This window comes from Curtobacterium sp. L6-1, assembly GCF_018885305.1.
GTDB lineage: Bacteria > Actinomycetota > Actinomycetes > Actinomycetales > Microbacteriaceae > Curtobacterium > Curtobacterium aetherium.
Genome location: NZ_CP076544.1, coordinates 1,628,639 through 1,647,775, shown reverse-complemented (window position 1 = coordinate 1,647,775; position 19,137 = coordinate 1,628,639). Strand labels below are relative to the sequence as shown.

At 74.5% G+C, this 19,137-nt stretch carries 19 protein-coding genes; 7 read left to right on the top strand and 12 right to left on the bottom strand.

Features of this window, described 5'->3' with window-relative positions:
- Positions 1-26: 26 nt before the first annotated feature.
- On the top strand, positions 27-290 hold the full coding sequence (locus KM842_RS07470; protein ID WP_216261818.1) for a DUF4190 domain-containing protein: 264 nt from the start codon (positions 27-29) through the stop codon (positions 288-290).
- 69 nt (positions 291-359) lie between these two features.
- Here the strand turns inward: KM842_RS07470 and KM842_RS07465 are convergent, their stop codons facing one another.
- A complete protein-coding gene (locus KM842_RS07465) occupies positions 360-698 on the bottom strand; it encodes a cupin domain-containing protein (protein WP_216261817.1) in 339 nt (112 codons plus the stop codon).
- 119 nt (positions 699-817) lie between these two features.
- On the opposite strand from KM842_RS07465, the gene KM842_RS07460 reads away from it, so the two are divergent.
- Both KM842_RS07460 and KM842_RS07455 read left to right on the top strand, forming a co-directional pair.
- A complete protein-coding gene (locus tag KM842_RS07460) occupies positions 818-1,687 on the top strand; it encodes an MBL fold metallo-hydrolase (RefSeq protein ID WP_216261816.1) in 870 nt (289 codons plus the stop codon).
- The gene (locus tag KM842_RS07455) at positions 1,684-2,259 is read left to right on the top strand and encodes a glycosyltransferase (protein ID WP_216261815.1); all 576 of its coding nucleotides are present in this window, start codon (positions 1,684-1,686) and stop codon (positions 2,257-2,259) included. The genes KM842_RS07460 and KM842_RS07455 overlap by 4 nt, the downstream gene beginning before the upstream one ends.
- A gap of 47 nt (positions 2,260-2,306) precedes the next feature.
- Here the strand turns inward: KM842_RS07455 and KM842_RS07450 are convergent, their stop codons facing one another.
- The 10 genes from KM842_RS07450 to KM842_RS07405 form a co-directional block, all read right to left on the bottom strand.
- A complete protein-coding gene (locus KM842_RS07450; protein WP_253206306.1) occupies positions 2,307-3,014 on the bottom strand; it encodes an ABC transporter ATP-binding protein in 708 nt (235 codons plus the stop codon).
- Complete coding sequence (locus KM842_RS07445; protein WP_216261814.1) at positions 3,011-3,910, bottom strand: ABC transporter ATP-binding protein; 900 nt, start codon at positions 3,908-3,910, stop codon at positions 3,011-3,013. Before KM842_RS07445 ends, KM842_RS07450 begins: the two co-directional genes overlap by 4 nt.
- The gene (locus KM842_RS07440) at positions 3,907-6,639 is read right to left on the bottom strand and encodes a thioesterase domain-containing protein (protein WP_216261813.1); all 2,733 of its coding nucleotides are present in this window, start codon (positions 6,637-6,639) and stop codon (positions 3,907-3,909) included. The genes KM842_RS07445 and KM842_RS07440 overlap by 4 nt, the downstream gene beginning before the upstream one ends.
- Before the next feature lie 23 nt (positions 6,640-6,662).
- The gene (locus KM842_RS07435) at positions 6,663-9,695 is read right to left on the bottom strand and encodes a thioesterase domain-containing protein (protein ID WP_216261812.1); all 3,033 of its coding nucleotides are present in this window, start codon (positions 9,693-9,695) and stop codon (positions 6,663-6,665) included.
- A gap of 243 nt (positions 9,696-9,938) precedes the next feature.
- Positions 9,939-10,322 carry a D-ribose pyranase gene (rbsD, locus tag KM842_RS07430; protein ID WP_216261811.1) on the bottom strand — a complete coding sequence of 128 codons (384 nt, stop codon included), beginning with the start codon at positions 10,320-10,322 and terminating at the stop codon, positions 9,939-9,941.
- Complete coding sequence (locus KM842_RS07425; RefSeq protein WP_253206305.1) at positions 10,319-11,230, bottom strand: ribokinase; 912 nt, start codon at positions 11,228-11,230, stop codon at positions 10,319-10,321. The genes rbsD and KM842_RS07425 overlap by 4 nt, the downstream gene beginning before the upstream one ends.
- 26 nt (positions 11,231-11,256) lie before the next feature.
- Complete coding sequence (locus tag KM842_RS07420) at positions 11,257-12,207, bottom strand: substrate-binding domain-containing protein (RefSeq protein ID WP_216261809.1); 951 nt, start codon at positions 12,205-12,207, stop codon at positions 11,257-11,259.
- Between the two features lie 50 nt (positions 12,208-12,257).
- A complete protein-coding gene (locus KM842_RS07415; RefSeq protein ID WP_216261808.1) occupies positions 12,258-13,229 on the bottom strand; it encodes an ABC transporter permease in 972 nt (323 codons plus the stop codon).
- A 99-nt stretch (positions 13,230-13,328) separates the two neighbouring features.
- Positions 13,329-14,855: a sugar ABC transporter ATP-binding protein gene (locus KM842_RS07410; protein ID WP_216261807.1), complete on the bottom strand. Its 1,527-nt coding sequence runs from the start codon at positions 14,853-14,855 to the stop codon at positions 13,329-13,331.
- A gap of 1 nt (position 14,856) precedes the next feature.
- The gene (locus tag KM842_RS07405; RefSeq protein WP_216261806.1) at positions 14,857-15,915 is read right to left on the bottom strand and encodes a LacI family DNA-binding transcriptional regulator; all 1,059 of its coding nucleotides are present in this window, start codon (positions 15,913-15,915) and stop codon (positions 14,857-14,859) included.
- Between the two features lie 172 nt (positions 15,916-16,087).
- Between KM842_RS07405 and KM842_RS07400 the strand changes: the two genes are divergently transcribed.
- Together KM842_RS07400 and KM842_RS15950 are read left to right on the top strand one after the other, a co-directional pair.
- Positions 16,088-16,822, top strand: coding sequence for a CPBP family glutamic-type intramembrane protease (locus tag KM842_RS07400; protein ID WP_216261805.1), 735 nt, complete (start codon positions 16,088-16,090; stop codon positions 16,820-16,822).
- Entirely contained in the window at positions 16,819-16,944 is a 126-nt protein-coding gene (locus KM842_RS15950; protein ID WP_301183822.1) for a hypothetical protein, read from the top strand. The genes KM842_RS07400 and KM842_RS15950 overlap by 4 nt, the downstream gene beginning before the upstream one ends.
- A gap of 109 nt (positions 16,945-17,053) precedes the next feature.
- Here KM842_RS15950 and KM842_RS07395 read toward each other — a convergent pair whose 3' ends face one another.
- Positions 17,054-17,545, bottom strand: a complete 492-nt coding sequence (locus KM842_RS07395) for an ATP-dependent zinc protease family protein (protein ID WP_216261804.1) — start codon at positions 17,543-17,545, stop codon at positions 17,054-17,056.
- An 18-nt stretch (positions 17,546-17,563) separates the two neighbouring features.
- Between KM842_RS07395 and rimK the strand changes: the two genes are divergently transcribed.
- Positions 17,564-18,754: a 30S ribosomal protein S6--L-glutamate ligase gene (gene rimK / locus KM842_RS07390; protein ID WP_216261803.1), complete on the top strand. Its 1,191-nt coding sequence runs from the start codon at positions 17,564-17,566 to the stop codon at positions 18,752-18,754.
- 196 nt (positions 18,755-18,950) lie between these two features.
- Positions 18,951-19,124, top strand: a complete 174-nt coding sequence (locus tag KM842_RS07385) for a hypothetical protein (protein ID WP_216261802.1) — start codon at positions 18,951-18,953, stop codon at positions 19,122-19,124.
- The last annotated feature ends 13 nt before the right edge of the window (positions 19,125-19,137 follow it).

Genomic DNA, 19,137 nt, shown 5'->3' with positions numbered 1-19,137 from the left:
CCGACCACACACCCGAAGGAGATCCCATGTCCACCCTCGAACCGCACGCCACCGCCGCCGTCCCCACCGACCGCCTCAACACCCTCTCGATCGTCGGCTTCGTGCTGGCCCTCGTCGCCAACGTCGTCGGCCTGGTCGTCTCGGTCGTCGCACTCGTGCAGATCAGCCGGACCGGCGAACGCGGCCGCGGTCTCGCGATCACCGGCATCGTCGTCGGTGGCTTCTGGATCGCCCTGTTCGCGACGGCGTTCCTCGTCCACTTCGTCGTCGGCGCCGTCCACGGCGCCTAGTCGCCCTGCCCAACCCGGGCGTCCCACCGCGGGGACACCCACCCCGGGGAGACCCCCGGACGACCTCGATCAGGCGCAGACCGCGACGAGCGTGCACCCGTCCTCGCCGGCACGGAACCAGCGTTCCGGCTGCTCCGTCACCGCGGCGGCGTCGCCCACCGAGAGCGCCGTCTCGGTGCCGTCCACCACGAGCCAGCCCGACCCCCGGACCACGACGTAGGCGTCCTCGGCGTGGTCCTCCCGGTGGTCGTGCGGCACCGTGGTGGCACCGGCCGGGAGGTCGACCTCGTAGAGCCCGAACCGCGTGATGCCGAGGGCACCGTTGAGACGCCGGTCCCACGGACTCGACGCCGGGTGCTCGGCACCACTGGCGGGGACATCGGCGGTGTGCACGACGGTGAAGGACATTGCCGGAGCCTACGACGGCGACGCTGCGGACGCGCCACGTCTCCGTGGGAACGCGGACGACGAACACCACGGTCCTTTGGTGGGGTGGGGCCCTCGAACCCGAGTCAGAAGGAGTCCTCGTGACCGCATCGCCCGCACCCACCACGCAGCTCGACCTCGGTGGGATCACCCTCACCTACGTCCCGGACGGGGAGTTCCGCGCCGAACCCGGCATCGCCTACCCGCACGGCCACGAGGACGTCCTCACCGACGGGCTCGACGTGCTCGACGACGACGGCATGCTCGTGCTCAGCGTCGGCGCGATCCTCGTCACCACGCACGACCGACGGGTCCTCATCGACACCGGCATCGGTGACCGGACGATCCCGCTCGTCCGGCCCGGGGCGGACCGCGACGCGTTCATGCGCGGCGGCATGCTCCTCGAGAACCTGCGTGCGCTCGGCGTCCGCCCCGAGGACGTCGACGCCGTGCTGCTCACCCACCTGCACGCCGACCACGTCGGGTGGATCGGCGACGAGAGCGCCGGCACCGCCCCCACCTTCCCGAACGCGGAGTACTGGGTGAGCGACGACGAGTGGGAGGCCTGGGCAGATGGCGACGGTGCCGATGCGGTCGGCCCGCGCCCCCACGAGCTCGCGCTCATCGCGACCCGACGTCGTGCCCTGACCGACGGCTGCGAGCCGGTCGACGGGGTCGTCGCCGTCGCCACCGCCGGGCACACACCCGGTCACGTCGCGTTCGCCGTCCGGGGGAGCAGCGGGCGGGCACTCGTCGTCGGCGACGCCCTGCACTGCCCGGCCGAGGTCCTGCACCCGGACCTCGTGTGGGTGGGGGACCACGACCCGGCCGGCGCCGTCGCCACCCGCAGGGCCATCACCGAACGGGTCGGCGACGGCGCCGAGGTGCTGGTCGGCCCGCACTTCCCGGACGCCGTCTTCCGTCGGTACCGCCCGACCGTAGCGGTCCCGCTCACCGAGCTCGCCCCGTGACGCCCGTCCGGGCGGGCCACGGCGGGAAGCGGCCGACGGACGGCTCGGACTACCGGTGGAACGTCCTCGTCGCGCTCCCCGGACGTCCCTCGGACGAGGTCGACGCCGTCCTGACCTCGATCGGCTCGACCGAGGCGAACACCGTGGTGCAGCTCACCGGTCGGTCTGACGGACCCCGGACCGCCCCGTCGCCGAACCTCGCGTTCGCCGTCGCGGTGCCCCTGACCGAGCTGCTCGACGACGTGGACGTCGCCGTCCTGGCCGGTGACGTGCACACGGTGCTCGTCGCCCTCCGGGCGCGCGTCCCGCTCGTCGTCCTGCCGGCCCGTCCCGCGCAGGCCGGCATCGGCAGCGCCGTCGCCTCGGTCGGCGCCGGCGTCGTCGCGGTGTCCGCGGACGACGTGGGTGCGGCCGTCCGGGCCGTCGCGCTCGACGCGACGACCGGGCCGCGCCTGCGCGCCGTCGCGGAGCACGTGACGGCCGTCGACGCCCTGCTCGTCGCCCTGGGGACGTCCGCGCTCCGGCTCGTCGGGTCCGACCGGCGACGGCACCGCAGCACGCGGCACCCCTGACGACGGCACCCGGTGTCCGAGCGCTCCGCACCCGGACACCCGGGCACTCAGCGCCGGAGGTCCACCACCCGCGTCGCGCGGTCCACGAAGGCGTCGTCCGAGGTCGTGACGACCACCGCGAGCCCCGTGCGCCGGACCAGGTCGGCCAGCAGCTCGACGATCCCGGCGGCCGTCGCGCTGTCCAACTGCGCGGTCGGCTCGTCCGCGAGCAGCACGTCCGGACCTCCCACGACGGCACGGGCGATCGCGACCCGCTGCTGCTGACCACCGGAGAGCTCGTCGGGGAACTGCGCCCCGTGCCCGGTCAGGCCGACCTGCTCGAGCGCCTCGGCGACCGCGGCGTCCCGTCGCCGGGCCGAGGCTCGACGGATCCGGAGTGGCACCTCGACGTTCTCCGCCGCCGTGAGGACCGCGAGCAGGGCGAAGTCCTGGAAGACGAACGCGATGCGGTCGCGTCGGAGCGCTCGTTGATCGTCCTGGTCGCGCTCGGCGGACGGGACGCCGTCGACGAGGACGGTGCCCCGGGTCGGGACGTCGAGCCCACCGAGCAGCCGGAGCAGGGTCGTCTTGCCGGACCCCGACGCCCCGCGGACGACCACGAGCTCGCCGCGGTCGACGGTGAGGTCCACGGTGTCCAGCGCACGGACGGTGCCCGCCGCGGTCTCGTGGTCCCGTCCGAGACCGACCGCGCGCAGCACCGGCACGCTCGTCCCCGGTCCGGTGGTCGCCGGCCCCGTCGCCGTCGGCCCGGTCACCGTGCGCCTCCCGTCGTCCCGGCGTCGCCCCGGTGGACGGCGACGTGGTCGTCCTCGAGCGTCAGCCGGACCAGGTCGCGCAGGCCCAGCGCGGCCTGGAACGACTCGGGCAACTGGAGACGCCCGGCGTCGTCGATCACGGCGAACTCCTCCCCGGAGGCGCGGCCCGCGTCGTCGCGGATGGTCTCGGTCGACGTGCGGCCGTCCCGGATCCGGACCGTCCGGCGGACCTGCTCGGCCACGTCCTGGTCGTGGGTGACGATGAGCACGGTGACCCCCTCGTGTTCGTTCACGGCGCGCATCGCCGACAGCACGGCGGTCGCGGTCTCCTGGTCGAGCGCACCCGTCGGTTCGTCCGCGAGGAGCACCCGGGGGCGGTTCGCGAGGGCGACGGCCACGGCGGCGAGCTGCTGCAGGCCGCCCGGCAGCTCCCCGGGCAGCCGGTCGCCGTGCGCACGCATCCCGACGAGGTCGAGGACCTCCTCGGTCCGTTCGCGCCGCGGGCGACCACGGACACCCGCGACCGTGAGCACCGCCGCGACGTTCTGCCGGACGGTGAGGTAGGCGATGAGGTTGCGTGCCGTCTGCTGCCACACGAAGCCGACGCTCCTGCGGTGGAACGCGGTCCGGCTCCGCGCCGTGAGCGTCCCGACGTCGACGCCGGCGACCACCGCCTGGCCGGCCGACGGCGCGTCCAACCCGGAGAGGATCGTCAGCAGGGTGGACTTGCCGCTGCCCGAGGCCCCGACGACGGCGACCATCTCGCCGGGGCGCACGACGAGGTTGAGCCCCTGGAGGGCCTGTACCTCGACGTCGCGCGTCCGGAAGATGCGGACCAGGTCGCGGCAGACGACGTCGGCGGTGTCGGTGCCGACGCTGCTGGTGGTCGTGCTCATCGGTTCTCCCTGTTCCTGGTGCGCGGAGCACCCGGCGGATCGTCGGACGTGGACCCGGTCGTGGCCCCGGTCGTGGCTCCCGACCTCGGCGTGGGCCTGGGCGTGGTCGTCGTCGACCGGGCCGCGCCGGGAGGACCGGTGCGGCCCGGCAGCGACAGGCGCACCGTGACGGCGAGGACGCCGGCCAGGGACACCACCGTGACCGCGAGGACGACCGCGAGCAGCCCCGGGTCGACGGCCACCGCCGGCCGGACCGAGCCACCCGTGAAGGACCGGAGGTCGGCCGCCGGCAGCGTCAGGGCGACCACCGCGGCCGCGACGAGGGCGGACGTCACCGGGACCGCGACCACCGTCGGCAGGCTCTCCACCGCCGTGACGCGTCCGGCCCGGCGGCGTCCCAGGCCGAGCACGTCGAGGAGCGCGGAGCGTCGTCGTCGTGCCGGTGCGGTGAGGACCGCGTCGACCAGGAGCGCCCCGACACCGAACAGCCCGCCCAGTCCGGCAGCGACGGCGGCGACGGCACGGGCGCCGGGGATCCGCGGGTCGGCGCGGAGGGCGCGCTCGACGTCCGACGCGACGGTGACCCGCGCACCCGGGGCGGCCCGCCGGAGCGCGGTGGCCACGGCCGACGTGTCGGCGCCGTCGGTCACGCGTACCAGCACCCGGTCGACGCTGCCGGTGTCCGTGACGGCGTCCGCGTCGCGGTCGTCCACGAGCACCCACCGTCGCGCGCCGGTGAACGGGACGACGTCGGACCCGACGGCGACCACACGGGTCGGGGTGGACAGCACCTCGGAGGACCGACCCGTGGCGTCGAGGAGGGACCGCGACACGACGACGGGCACGGCGCGACCGGCGGACCGGTGACGGGCCTCCTGGGCCGGCAGGGCACCGGGGACACCGGCCTGCACCCGGCGGAGCGCGGCGGTGTCGGCGACGAGCACGACCGCGGAGACACTGCCGTGGGCGGTGTCGAAGGTGACCTCGTCGGTCGTCGCGACACCGACGGCGTCGCCGACGCCGTGGACCGCGCGGATGCGCCGGACGTCGTCGACGTCCAACCCAGGAGCGGCGACCGAGACGTCCGCGGCAACCGATCGACGGGCCGCGTCGGACACGCCGTGCTCGAGCGTGCTGCCGACCACCGTCGCGAACAGCGCCACGACCAGCCCGATCACGGCGACCGCGAGCGGCACCGCGCGCCCCGGACCCGACCGGGACGCCGCAGCCCCGCCGAGGAACACACCGAGCCCACGTCCGCGGCGACCGCGCTCGGTGACCGCGCGCGTCACCACCGGCAGCACCCGGACGGCGAGCAGCGCCCCGCAGCTCGCCAGCGCCACGGGGAGGACGGCGGCCACGGGGTCGACCGCCCCGCCGGGGGCCGCCGTGTCGAGCCCACCGCGCAGCGTGACGGCCACGGAGGCGACGGTCACCGCGACGACCACGCCGGCGCCGGTCCACCGCAGCCGTGACGACGGTGCCCGCAGGCGGGCGACGGGGGAGCCGACCGCGACGGCCGCGCAGGAGACGAGGGCTGCGAGCACCGCGGCCACGACGCTCGTCGTCGGCCCGCCCGGTACCTCGCCGGGGAGTGCCGCCGACACGATGGCGGCCAGCGCGCCGCCCGCGACCGCACCCGGCACCGCGGCCGGGAGGACGAGCGCCGTGGCGATCGCCCGGACCGTCGCGGGTCGCGCACCTCGGGCCCCGAGGAGCAGGAGCTGCGGTCGGGCGCGTCGGAGGAGCAGGGCAGCGAGCAGGAACTGGAGTGCGACGACGGCGCCGGCGGGCCCGGAGCCGAGCGCTGCGGCGAGAGTCCGGAGCGTGGCGTCCCGGGCGACGGAGGCGTCCAGCACCTCCGGCAGGTCGGTGGTGAAGACCGTGCTGCCGGCAGCGGTCACCGGGAGCGGGTGCCGGGTGGACAGGAACCGTCGGGTGTCGGCGACGAGCCCGGGCCGCGACGCCGCGGTGACCGCCGCCTGCTCGAGGGGGAACCAGGCGCGACCGAGCGTGACCCGGCCGCTGCCGACCACCGCGGCGAACGAACCGGGTGCCGTGTACGCGGTGCCCGCGTACCCCGTCCCGCCGTCGCTCGTCCCGGTCGCCGACGGCCGGAGCGTCGTCGGCGTGTGCCCCCACGCCGGATCGTGCGGGTCCCGGGCCGCGTAGATGCCGGTCAGCTCCAGCGTGGTCCTGCCGGACGGCCCCTTCGCGACCCGTGCCTCACCGACGCGCCACCCGATGGCCGCGGCGACGCGTTCCGAGACGGTCACCTCGATGGTGCTGCTGTCCGTCGTCGGGGACGGGGCACGGCCGTGCACGAACCGCACCCGCTGCAGGGCGTCGGGGTCGGAGGCGAGCGCCACGGACGCCGGGACCCTCGACGGCACCGCCTCGAGCGCGGCGAACGGGGTCGTCGCCACCCAGGCTCCGCGTCCCGTCGCTGCTCGCAGACCGACCGGCATGCGGTCGTGCACCGCGGCCAGGTCCCCGGCGACGCCGTCGAACGCCTGCTGCGGGTCGCCGCCGAGCCCGTCCGGCGGGACGACGGTGAACGTCGCCTCGAGGTCCCGCTCGCGGTCCGTGGCTCGGTGCAGGTCGGCCCGGGTGCCGGCACCCGCGAGGGCGTCGAGCACGGGCAGGGCGGTCCCCGCCACGAAGGCCCCGACGAGCGTCACGACCGCGATGGCGAGCAGCGGCTGACGGTGGACGCGGAGGATGCGCACCACGGTCCTCCAGACGGCGGCCGTCACCGGTCCACGCCGTCGGTCGTGCGCGCCACCCGTCGTCGGACGGCCGACGCGGCGACGGCGGCGGTCACCGCCGTCACGACGGCCAGCGCGGCCGGTACCAGGAGCACGTCACCGACGGCGGCCGACGGGACCACGTCCACGAGTCCGAGCGACGTCGGTACCGCGCCGAGGGCGAACGGCCCGGCGGTCGCCGCGACCACGGCCACCGCACCGACGAGACCGAGCAGGAGCGCCGCGAGGGCGGGTACGGCGACCTCCGCCGCACGTGCCGTCGCGGCCGGGCGCGGTCGCACCCCGAGGGACCGGAGGACCGTGGTCGGTGCGGTCCGGCTGGTCACGACGGCCACCGCCACGACCACGAGCGCCGCCAGCACCGCGGCGAGTGCCGCGACGCCCGCCAGGACCGCGCGTGCCGCGTCGACCACGCCCACCGCCGAGGCCGCGGAGGCCGCGACGACGCTGCCCGACGTCGGGAGCGACCGTTCGACGGCCGCGGTCGTGGCTGCGACGTCGGAGCTCGTGATCCAGGTCTCGTCGACGCGGGGAGCGGTGCCGGGTGTCCCGCGGACGGCGCCGCCACCGAGCACCGACGCGTCGGTCAGGGACGGCAGGTCGGCGACGATCCCCGCCCGTGCGGCCGTGCCGGCGACGCGGGGCACGACGGCGACGACCCGCGCCCGCACGGTCGCGCTCGTCGAGGCGAGGGCGAGGTCCAGACCGGTCCCGACGTGCGCCCCGAGCACGCCCGCCGTCGCAGCGCTCACGACGACCGGGAGTCGTCCGGCGGCGGGCGGCGCACCGAACCGGAGCGCCGGTGCGTCGGCCAGGTCCTCGACCACGGCGTTGCCGGTGGCGCCGTCCACGCCGCGCAGGGCCGCGTCGACCGCGACGCGCAGGCGGGCGGTGCCGTACCCCGGGTCGGCGTCGGTCGGCCGGGTGGAGAAGGTCAGGTCCGGCACGACCGCCAGGGCGCGCCAGCGGTGTGCACCAGGCGGGAGGGTCGTGGACAGCGTCGCACCGGTCCCCGTCGGCACACGTCCGCCGTCGGCACCGGCCAGCGCGAGCGACCGGACGACACCGTCCCCGTCACCGACCCACAGGGTGAAGCGGAGGGACCCCGCGGCGTCGGGACGGGCGGCACCGGCCAGCGTCGGCACGGCACTGCGGACGTCGACCGCGACGCGGGATGCGCCACGCGGCACCGGGACGCCGGCGCGGTCGCGCCGGAGGGCCGCAGCGGTGCGGGCGTCGAGGGACGGGACGGCGAGGGCGACGGCGCTCCGCGGGACAGCGACGAGGGGGACGTCGGTGCCGCCGGTCCGGACGCTGTCGGTCAGCACCGGGGTCACCGTGGTCGCGCCGGCCGGTCGGTCGTCGAGGTCCTGGTCGGGGGTGTCCCCGGAGACGACGGCGTCCCCGTCGGCGAGGACGCGCACCGGTGGGCCCACGACGCTCGTCGCGGTGGCCTGCTCGGCCGCGGTGCTCGTCGCGGCGAACCCGGCGGCGAACCCGCCCGTGGACACGGCGACCACGACGGTCACCACGACGGGGGAGACCGCGGACCACCCCCGTGCCAGCCGGCGCACCGTCAGCGCGGGGAGCAGCCGGCCCGTGCGGCGGACGGCGCGCGCCGCGACCCGGGAGGCGACGAGGACCAGCAGGACGGCCACCGTCGCGCAGGCGAGCACGACGGCGACGGGCGCGGCCGACGCGACCGGGTCGAGGACGACGCCACCGTCGGTGACCCGCACGGGCGCCCCGCCGGACGAGAGCCGCCAGACCGCGAAGCCCGCGCCGGCGGTGAGGAGGACCGCCGGGGCGGCGGCCCACCGGTCGGTCCGGCCGGTCCGGTCGCGCCGCCCGGCGCGGACGGCCGCTCCGCCGCTCGACACCACGGCGACCGACACGACCGCGGCGGCGACGACGAGCACCCGGGCGACCTGCGCGGGGCCCGGGCCGTCGACCGTGACGACGCCCGACACGACCCGCACCGCGACCCCGGTCACCGCTCCGAGGACGCCCACACCGAGCCCCTCGGCCACCGCCCACCAGAGCCGTTGCGCGGTGGACGCGCCACGTGCGGTCAGCAGCCGGTCCTCGTCCGCGCGGGACCGTGCGACGAGGGTGGCGAGCAGGGCGACGGTCAGTGTGCCGACCACGGCCACCACCGTCAGTGCCACGTCGACGACGGCCGCGGCGGTCCGGTCCGCGGCCTGCAGGTCGACGAGCGTGGTGTCGAGCGTCCCGGCGAGGTCGGCGCCCGCCAGCACGGAGCTCCCGCCGGACGACGCCGTCCGGACCGCGGCGATGCCCTGGCGGACCGCCCCGACGTCCGCCGGGGTGAGCCGTGCTCCCGACGGGGAGACGGTCCACGTGGCGGTCGCCGGCCCGGGCACGACGTCGAGGTCGTGCGCCGCCACGACCAGGGGACCGACCTCGGCGCCGTCCCGACCGGAGCCGACGTCCGCGGCACCGAACCACCGGGCCGCGCCCGGGTCGTCGGCCCGCCAGGTCCCGACCACGCGGACGACCACCGGGTCACCGGGGTCGCCGACCGTGACCGTGCTGCCGACGGACACCCCGAGCCGACGGGCGGCGTCCTGCTGGAGCGTCCCCGCGACGTCCGCACCGGTGGCCGTGCCGTCCCACGTGCCGGCGGTGAGCCGTGCCACGCGGGGGAGGTCGGGGACCGCTGCGACGTCGAGGGCACGGCCGTCCGGGAGGTCCGTCGACGTGTGCGCCGCCCAGGTGACGTCGACCAGGCCGTCCGGGAAGTGGCGCGTGATCGCCGTCGTCACGGCGCGTGCCTGCGTGGTGCTCGTCCGGTCGAGGTCCTCCTGGACGCGGATCGCGCCTGCCCGTGCGGGTCGGTCCTGCACGAAGGCGGCGGAGCCCGCGGCGGTTGCGGTGTCGGCGGTGCCGGCGAGCAGGAGCGGTACCGCGGTCAGGGCGGCGAGCACGAGGACGAGGGGCACCAGGAAGCGCCACCGGACGAGCGACCGACGGAACAGCAGCGACTGCAGGTTCATCGTTGCTCGGCGCTTCCCTCTGCGATCTGCTGGCTCCGGAGAGACCGGCGTCCCCCCGGCCGGTTCCGCAACAGTAGCCCCGCCGCCGCCGCTGCCGGATCCGTGGAACCACGGAGACCGGTCGTGCCCGTCCCACCGGTCGTGCCCGACGTGGTCGCGCAGGACCGCGCGACCGTCAGGACCGCGCGACCGTCAGGACCGCGCGACCGTCAGGACCGCGCGACCGTCAGGACCGCGCGACCGTCAGAACGGCACCCCGCAGACGAGGACCGCGTTGGCGAACGCCGTCGCCTCACCGGTCCGGACGAACAACCGGGCGTCCGCCGACATGGTCTTCAGGTCCTCGTGGGACACCGTGCGTCGTGCCGGGAAGCGCTCGTCGAGCCACCCCGCCGCCGCGGTCCCGGTCGCCTCGGTCGCCGCGATGCACTCCTGGAACACCGCGTCGCCGAGCAGCGCGTCGAGCACGTCGACGAACCGCGGCACCCCGTGCACGAGCGCGAGGTCCACGACCGGCACCCCGGGCGGGATCGGCAGCCCGCAGTCCGCGACGACGACCAGGTCCCCGTGCCCGAGCCGACTGAGGCCCGCGTTCAACTCGGCGTTGAGGATGCCGCCCTTCTTCACGACGGGCTCCCCGCCGCGTCGACCGACGGCAGCACGTCGTCCAGCCGCGGGTACGAGGGCTGCGTCCCGGCGCCCTGCACGGCGAACGCCCCGACCCGGACCGCCTGCCGCGCGGCGTCGAGCAGGCCGTCCCCCGCGGCGAGGCCGGCCGCGAGCGCTCCGACGAACGCGTCACCCGCACCCGACGAGTCGACCGCCGTCACCCGGGGGGAGGGGACCGCGACGATCTCCGCCGACCCCTCGGCGACGAGGGCCCCGCGTGCGCCGAGCGTCACCACGACGCTCCGCACACCGAGCGCCCGCAGCGCGTCGACGAGCGCGGGCTCGTCCGTCGGCACCACGGCACCGGGGTCGAGCTGCGCGAGGACGAGCGCTGCCTCGTGCTCGTTGACGACGAGCGGGTCGGCGGTCAGGACGACCGCCGGGTCGACCGGCACGACGGGTGCCAGGTTGAGCAGCACCCGCCCGGTGGCGAGTCCCGCGGCGGCGGCGATGCCGTCCGCCGGGATCTCGCCCTGCAGGACGACGACCGCGGCCGACGCGACGACCGTGGCGGAGGCGAGGAGGGCCTCCCGGCCGGTCGCGCCGTTGGCGCCCGGGACGACGACGATGGTGTTCTCGCCGCTCCGGTCGACGGTGACGGTCGCCAGCCCGGTGGGCAGGTCGACGGCGCGGACGTGGGTGACGTCGACGCCGCTGTCGGCCAGGAGGCTCGTGGCGACCTCCGCCGACCCGTCGCGTCCGACGCTCCCCACCATGGTCGTGGCGGCACCCCGACGGGCGGCCGCCACGGCCTGGTTGGCGCCCTTGCCGCCGGGCAGCAGGGTCATGGAGGTCGCGACGACGGTCTCGCCGGGCGACGGGTGTCGCTCGACGGTCACGACCTGGTCGACGTTGAGCGAACCCACGACGACCACGGTTCCGGTGGCGCGGCTCACTTGGTGAAGTCGCCGACGTTGCTCTTGGTCACCGAGACGACCGGCACCTGGACGGTCTTCTTCGCCTTGCCCGAGGCGGCCTTGATCGCCTGGTCGACCGCGAGGGCGCCGAGCTTCGCGGGCTGCTGCGCGACGGTGCTGCTGAGCGTGCCGTCCTCGATGGCGGAGAGACCGTCGGCCTCGCCGTCGAACCCGGCGACCTTGACGCTGGTGCCGGCCTTCGACCCGAGGGCCTTGATGGCGCCGAGGGCCATCTCGTCGTTCTCGGCGAAGACGCCGACGACGTCCGGGTGCGCCTGCAGCAGGTTCGTGGTGACGTCGAGCGCGGTGGCGCGGTCGAAGTTCGCGGTCTGCTTGCCGACGACCGTGATGTCCGGGTACGCCGCGATGCCCTCGGCGAAGCCCTTGCCGCGGTCACGGCTGGCCGAGGTGCCCGCCTGGCCCTGCAGGACGAGGATCTCGCCCTTCTCGCCGATGGCCTTGGCCAGGTCGTCGGCGGCCTGCTTGCCACCGGCGACGTTGTCGCTCGCGATGAAGGAGTCGACGTCGGCGCCGTTGACGGTGCGGTCGACGGCGATGACGGGGATGTCGGCCTTGTTCAGCGCGGTCACGCTCGGGCCGGCGGCGTCGGAGTCGACCGGGTTGACGATGACGGCGTCGGTGCTGCCGCTCGAGGCGGTCTGCAGCTGGTTCGCCTGCTGCGCGGAGTCGTTCTGCGCGTCGACGACGTCGAGCGTGACGCCCTGCTTCTTGGCCTCGGCCTCGGCGCCGTCGCGGACCTCGACGAAGAACGGGTTGTTGAGCGTGGAGAGGGCGAGCGTGACCTTCGTGTCGCCGCCGCCCGACGCCCCGGTGCTGCTCGTGCGGTTGCACCCGGCGGTGCCGAGGACGACCAGGCCGGCGACGACGCCGACGGTGGCGACCTTCTGGAAGGAGGAGAACTTCATCGTTGGTTCCTTTGTGCTGGTGGTGTGGGGGAGGAGGGGAGGAAGGAGGGTCAGCTGCTGCGCGTCTTGCGACGGAGGACGTCGAACCCGACCGCGACCGCGATGACGAGGCCGATGACGACCTGCTGCCAGAAGGAGCTGACGTTGAGCAGGTTGAGTCCGTTGCGGATCACGACGAGGACGAGCGCGCCGATGAAGGTGCCGGAGATGCGGCCGACACCACCGGCGAGCGAGGCACCGCCGATGACGACCGAGGCGATCGCGTCGAGCTCGTACCCGCTGGCCGCCTGGGGCTGGGCGGAGTCGAGACGGCCGGCGAGCAGCAGGCCGGCCAGCGCGGCGAACAGACCGGAGAGCCCGAACACGACGACGACGATGCGCTTGACCGGCAGGCCCGACAGGCGTGCGGCTTCGGCGTTGCCGCCGACGGCGTACATGCTGCGGCCGATGACGGTGCGGTTGAGGATGAACGACGCGACGAGGGCGGCGAGCACCAGGACGATGATCGGCACCGGCACCGGGCCGATGTCACTGCCGAGGAACGACACCTGCGGGGAGGTCGGGACCGGCTTGCCGTCGGAGAGCACCAGGGTCAGGCCGCGGGCGACGCTGAGCATGGCGAGCGTCGCGATGAAGGACGGCAGCTTGCCGTAGGCGCTCGCCAGGCCGTTCACGACGCCGGTGGCGAGTCCCGCGACGAGCCCGCCGACCAGGGCGATCCAGCCGGGCAGCCCGGCACTGGCGAAGAACCATCCGGAGACCATGGCGGACAGGGCGGCGACCGAGCCGACGGACAGGTCGATCCCGCCGGCGACGATGACGAACGTGACGCCGAACGCGAGCACCGCGACCGTCGACACCTGGATGCCGATGTTGAGCAGGTTGCGGCCGGTGAGGAAGTCGGGCGTCGCGATGAAGAGCGCGATGCAGAGCACGACGAGGCCGACGAGGGCGCCGTTGTTCGCGAGGAACGTCGTGAACGAGGAGGACCGCGAGGATCGCTGCACGGTGGTCGATGACATGCGAGGGGTGCTTTCTGGTGGGTACTGCGCTGTACGCGGGGAAGGGGAGGGACGGCCGACGGGCCGTGCGGAGGCGAGGCGAGGCGGAGGCGGTGCGGGTCAGGCCGCGTCGGCCTGCCCGTTCTCGGGCTCGGCGACGTCGCGGGCGGCGAGGGTCATGACGGCGTCCTCGGTGGCGTCGGCGCCGTCGAGTTCGCCGGCGATGCGGCCGTCGCGCATGACGAGGATGCGGTCGCTCATGCCGAGGACCTCGGGCAGTTCGCTCGACACCATGACGACGGCGCCGCCGGCCGCGGTGATGGCGTTGACGAGCTCGTAGATCTCGACCTTCGCGCCGACGTCGACTCCACGGGTGGGTTCGTCGAGCAGGAGCACGCTCGAGCCGGCGAGGATCCACCGCCCGAACACGGCCTTCTGCTGGTTGCCGCCGGAGAGCGACCCGATGGGCTGGTCGATGTCGTGCATCCGGATGCGCAAGCGTGCCGCGACCTGTTCGGCGCGCTGCTTCTGCCCGGCGAAGTCGACGAGGCCGCCGCGGGCGCTCGATGCGAGGGTCGCGTAGCCGAGGTTGTCGTTCACCGACGCGCCGAGCACGAGGCCCTGCGCCTTGCGGTCCTCGGGCACGTGGCCGATGCCTGCGCGGATCGCCCCCGCGACGCTGCCCTTCGCGAGCTTCCGACCGCGGACCGTGACGGTGCCGCTGTCGTACCCGTCGGCGCCGGCGATCGCGCGGACGAGCTCGGTGCGTCCGGCGCCGACGAGCCCCGAGATGCCGAGGATCTCACCCGCGTGCACGTCGAAGGACACGTCGCTGAAGCGTCCGGTGGCGGTGAGGTGCTCGACCCGCAGCACGGCGTCCGCTCGGTCGACGACGGCCTCGCCGGTCGGGTACTGCTCCTCGATGCTGCGGCCGACCATGAGCCGGACGAGTTCGTCCTCCGGGGTCGACGCCGGCACCTCGGCCACGAAGTGGCCGTCGCGGAGCACGGCCACCGTGTCCCCGATCTCGGCGATCTCGTCGAGGTGGTGGCTGATGAAGAGCATGCCGACGCCCCGGGCCCGGAGGTCCGCGACCACCCGGAACAGCGCCTCCGTCTCGTGTCGCGTCAGTGCCGCGGTGGGTTCGTCGAGGATGAGGATCCGCGCGTCGACGCTGAGCGCCTTGGCGATCTCGACGAGCTGCTGGCGGGCGATCCCGAGTCGGCCGACCGGGGTGTCGACGTCGACGTCGAGACCGATCGTCGCGAGTGCCTCCCGCGCCTGACGGCGTAGCGCCCTCCGGTCGACCATCCCGAACCGCGTCGGGATCCGACCCATCATGACGTTCTCGGCGACGCTGAGGGAGCCGACCAGGTTGAGCTCCTGGTGGATCGTCGCGATGCCGAGCCGCTCCGCGGCCGAGACGGTCGGGAGGCTCACCTCGGCTCCGTCGACGAGGATGCGTCCGCCGTCGGGCTGGTGGATGCCCGACATCATCTTGATGAGGGTCGACTTGCCGGCGCCGTTCTCGCCCAGGAGGACCTGGACCTTCCCGGCGTGGACGTCGACGGTGACGTCGGTGATGACCTGGACGGGGCCGAACGACTTGCTCACCCGGTCGAGGGTGAGGAGGGGGTGCTGCGGCATGTCAGTGCTCCGGGTGCTGCTGGTCGGCGGGGCGCGGCGGTGCGGCCCGTCGTCGGGAACGGATGGGGGTGGCCGAGGAGGCGCGGACGATGAGCTCGCTCGGCAGGCGCACCGACCGCGGGGTGCCACCGGCGATGACGTCACGGAGCAGGTCGACCGCGACGCGGCCCATGTCCTCGACGCTGTGCGCGACGACGGACAGTGCGGGGTCGAGCAGCGAGAACCACTCGATGTCGTCGAAGGCGACGAGGGCGATGTCCTCGCCGACGCGCATCCCGAGGCGACCGAGGATCCCGATCGCGCCGACGGCCATCAGGCTGTCGGCGGCGAAGATCGCGGTGGGCGGGTCGTCGAGGGCGAGCAGCGTCGTGACGCCCGCGGACCCGGATGCGGCCTGGAAGTCGCCGAACACGACGAGCTCGGGGTCCTCGCTGAGACCGGCCGCGGCGACGGCCTCACGGTAGGCGTCGAACCGCTCCCGACCGGTGGAGACGCTCTGCGGACCGGCGATGTACCCGATGCGGGTGTGGCCGAGGGCGGCGAGGTGCTCGACCGTCTGCCGGATGCCGGTGCTGCTGTCGGTGGTGACGCTCGGGACGTCGATGCCCGGGATGACGCGGTCGACGAAGACGGTGGGGACCTCGCGGTCGACGAGCTGCTGCACCGTGCCGGTGTCGTCGCCCTGGGGAGCGACGATCACCCCGTCCACCCGGCGGGCGATGAGCGTGTCGAGGTACCGGTTCTGCTGGTCGGCGCGCTCGTTCGCGTTGCCGAGCAGCGTGACGTACCCCTCGGCGAGGGCGGCCTGCTCGACCGTGTGTGCGAGGTCCGCGAAGAACGGGTTCCGGACGTCGGAGACCAGGAGCCCGATGGTTTCGCTGCGGGTGGAGCGGAGCGCGCGGGCCTGCAGGTTCGGGCGGAAGTCGAGGTCCTTCGCGGCCTGCTCGACCGCGCGGCGGGAGTCCTCGGACGTCGCGGCGTTCCCGGAGAGCACGCGGGAGGCCGTCGCTGCGGAGACGCCGGCGCGAGCGGCGACGTCCTTGATGGTGACGGCGTTCATCGGTGAGCACTCCGTTGGGCGAGACGTGGAATCGATTCCATGGAATCGATTCCACGACAGTAGACAGCGGGCGGTGGCCGTGTCAAGCGGTCTCGACGAACCGGACGGGCCCTCGGCGTGCGCCCCGGACGAGGGCCTGCGCCCGGCCCGCGCTCCGCCCTACGCTCGCGGGGTGAGCAGCGACGACGGCGGTGCACCCGCGGTCGGTGCGGGGTCCGCACGCCGCGATGCCGTCGTCCTGGCGGGTGCCGTCGTGCTCGCCGTGGTTGGGACCCTCGCGGTGGCGGCGTTCCCGGTCGACACCGGGACACCGGCGATGCTCATGGTCGCGCGCCGGTTCCTGCCCGTCTGGGTGCCGTACGTCCTCGCGGCCTGCTGGGTGCTTCGGCGGGCCCGTCCCCGCCCGACGCTCGGGTCCCTCCGGGTCGGCGGGCGCGAGGTCGTCGCCGCCGTCGGCATCGTCATGGTCTGCCGCACGCTCGAGAGCGTCCTCGCCCGGGCGCTGCCGGGCCCGTGGTCGAGCGCCGGGACACCGCCACTGGTGCTGACGGCGGAGCAGACCGTCGCGGTCGTGGTCGGGTTCGTCGGCCTCCTCCTCGTCAGCCCGGTGCTCAGCGCGGTCGTCTTCCAGGGGCTCCTCCAGCGCCGACTCGCCCGGCTGCTGCCGGCACCACGGTGGTTCGCCGCGGTGCTCGCGCCGGCGCTCCTCTACGCCCTCCTGCAGATCGTGGTCCGACGCACGGTCGTGGCGCCGACGCCCTCCGACCTGGTCCTGAGCGGTGTCGTGTACACGACCTTCGGGGTCCTCTGTGGATCGCTCGTCGCCCTGACCGGTCGCGTCGGCGGGGCCGTGCTCGCGTACCTGGTGTTCAGCCTCTCGGCGGTCGTCGTCCTCGGCTGGTGGTGACGGCCGCGGACGTGGTGCGTGCGGTCTGGGACGGAGTCGTCGCCGGGGCGCACGAGGTGCTCGCCGACGAGCTCACCCGTCAGGTGCGCGCCACGCTCGGTGCGCCGGTCGTCGACCGGTAGCCGGTGCTCGCGGGGGCGTGACCGGCCGTACCGACGACGGACGGGAGGCCCGTGGCGGCCCCGCCACGGGCCTCCCGTCCGTCCCAGGTCGCTGCTCGGAGGCGGCGCGTCAGCTCCGGCCGCGGTTCCGGCGCCGGACCGCCTTCGGCGCCCGGCCCGCCATGAACGACCGTGCTGGGTCGACGACGAACCCCTGACGCAGGGCCTCGCGCCCGACGAGCATCCGGAAGCCCATCTGGTCGCGGTTGCTCAGCGTGACCTCGGCCAGGACCGTCCGCCCGCCGAGCTCGATGGACATGAGGACGACGATGCGCTCCTGGGTGTGGCCGCTCGAACTGCGGATCACCCGGCGGTCGTGCACGGCGCACTCGACGGTCTGCGGGTCGACGTCGGAGTCCTGCCATGGGTGCACCGAGAACCGGACGCGGCCGCCGGGCAGCTCCTCCACGTCGAAGGCGTGCAGGGCCGAGGTGCGGGCACCGGTGTCGAGCTTCACCTTGATCCACGGGATGCCGATGTCCGGCAGCGCCGCCCACTCGCGCCACCCGGCGACGATCGGTACCCGGGACGCGGACGCCCCGCTCTTCGATCGCTCGGCCATGCCCCTATCTTGGCAGTGATGAAACTCGCCATCCTGTCGCGCGCTCCGCACGCGTACTCGACCCAGCGCCTCCGCACCGCCGCGGAGGAACGCGGACACACCGTCAAGGTGCTCAACACCCTGCGCTTCGCGATCGACCTCACCGGCGAACAGCCCGACCTGCTCTACCGCGGCAAGCTCTTGTCCGACTACGACGCCGTGCTGCCGCGGATCGGGAACTCGATCACGTACTACGGCACCGCGGTCGTCCGACAGTTCGAACAGATGGACGTGTACACGCCGAACACCGCGAACGGCATCACGAACTCCCGGGACAAGCTGCGCGCCAACCAGATCCTGTCCCGGCACGACATCGGCATGCCCGCGACCACGTTCGTCAGCAGCCGGGCCGACGTCCGCGGAGCGATCGAACGGGTGGGTGGCGCACCGGTGGTCATCAAGCTCCTCGAGGGCACGCAGGGCATCGGCGTGATCCTGGCGCCCGAGGCCAAGGTCGCCGAGTCGATCGTCGAGACGCTGCACTCGACGAAGCAGAACGTCCTCATCCAGAGCTTCATCTCGGAGAGCCGCGGCAAGGACATCCGCGCGCTCGTCGTGGGGGACCGGGTCGTCGCCGCGATGCGCCGGTCGGCCTCGGGCGACGAGTTCCGGTCGAACGTGCACCGCGGCGGCACCGTCGAGCAGGTCACGCTCACGCCGGAGTACGAGGAGGCGGCGGTCCGCTCCGCCCAGATCATGGGACTCCGCGTCGCCGGCGTCGACATGCTCGAGGGCAACGACGGGCCGCTCGTCATGGAGGTCAACTCGTCCCCGGGCCTCGAGGGGATCGAACGCGCGACCGGGCTCGACGTGGCCGGCGCGGTCATCGACTTCATCGCGAACCAGGTGGCGTTCCCGGAGATCGACGTCCGCCAGCGCCTCAGCGTCTCGACCGGGTACGGCGTCGCCGAGCTGCTCGTGCACACGAACGCAGACCTCGTCGGCAAGACCATCAAGGACTCGGGCCTGTGGGACCGCGACATCACCGTCCTGACCCTGCACCGCGGGACGTCCGTGATCCCGAACCCGCGCAGCGGTGTCGCGCTCGAGCCGGGCGACCGCCTGCTCTGCTTCGGCAAGCTCGAGGAGATGCGGTCGATGATCCCGGACCGTCGACGTCGGCGGACCAAGCTCCGCAAGCTCCCGACGGCCGCACTGCCGGACAGCTGACCCGGACCCGGACCTCCGCCGCGCCCGGTGCCCGACACGTCCGGATGACGCGGGCTCGTGCCGTCGACCGTTCGTCGCACGTCCGTGCCGCGTACCGTCGCAGGAGAAGAGAGTTCGTCTCGCGTCCTGTGTCCGTGATCCGTCCCGGCGAGGGTCGGCGCACCGGACGGTGGGCGCCGTGAACAGGGAGCACGCCATGACGAAGTACGAATCGAACCAGGACGTGGACCCGATCCACGTGACCACCTACCGCTCCGCCCGCAAGGCGGCCCGTCGTGGGTGGGCAGCCCCGGCTGACTCGCCGGTCCCGTCGCTCGCCGACGTGTGGCGCGCCGGCCGGACCGCGTCGGAACGCGGCCCGCGCCGCTGAGGTCCGACCGACA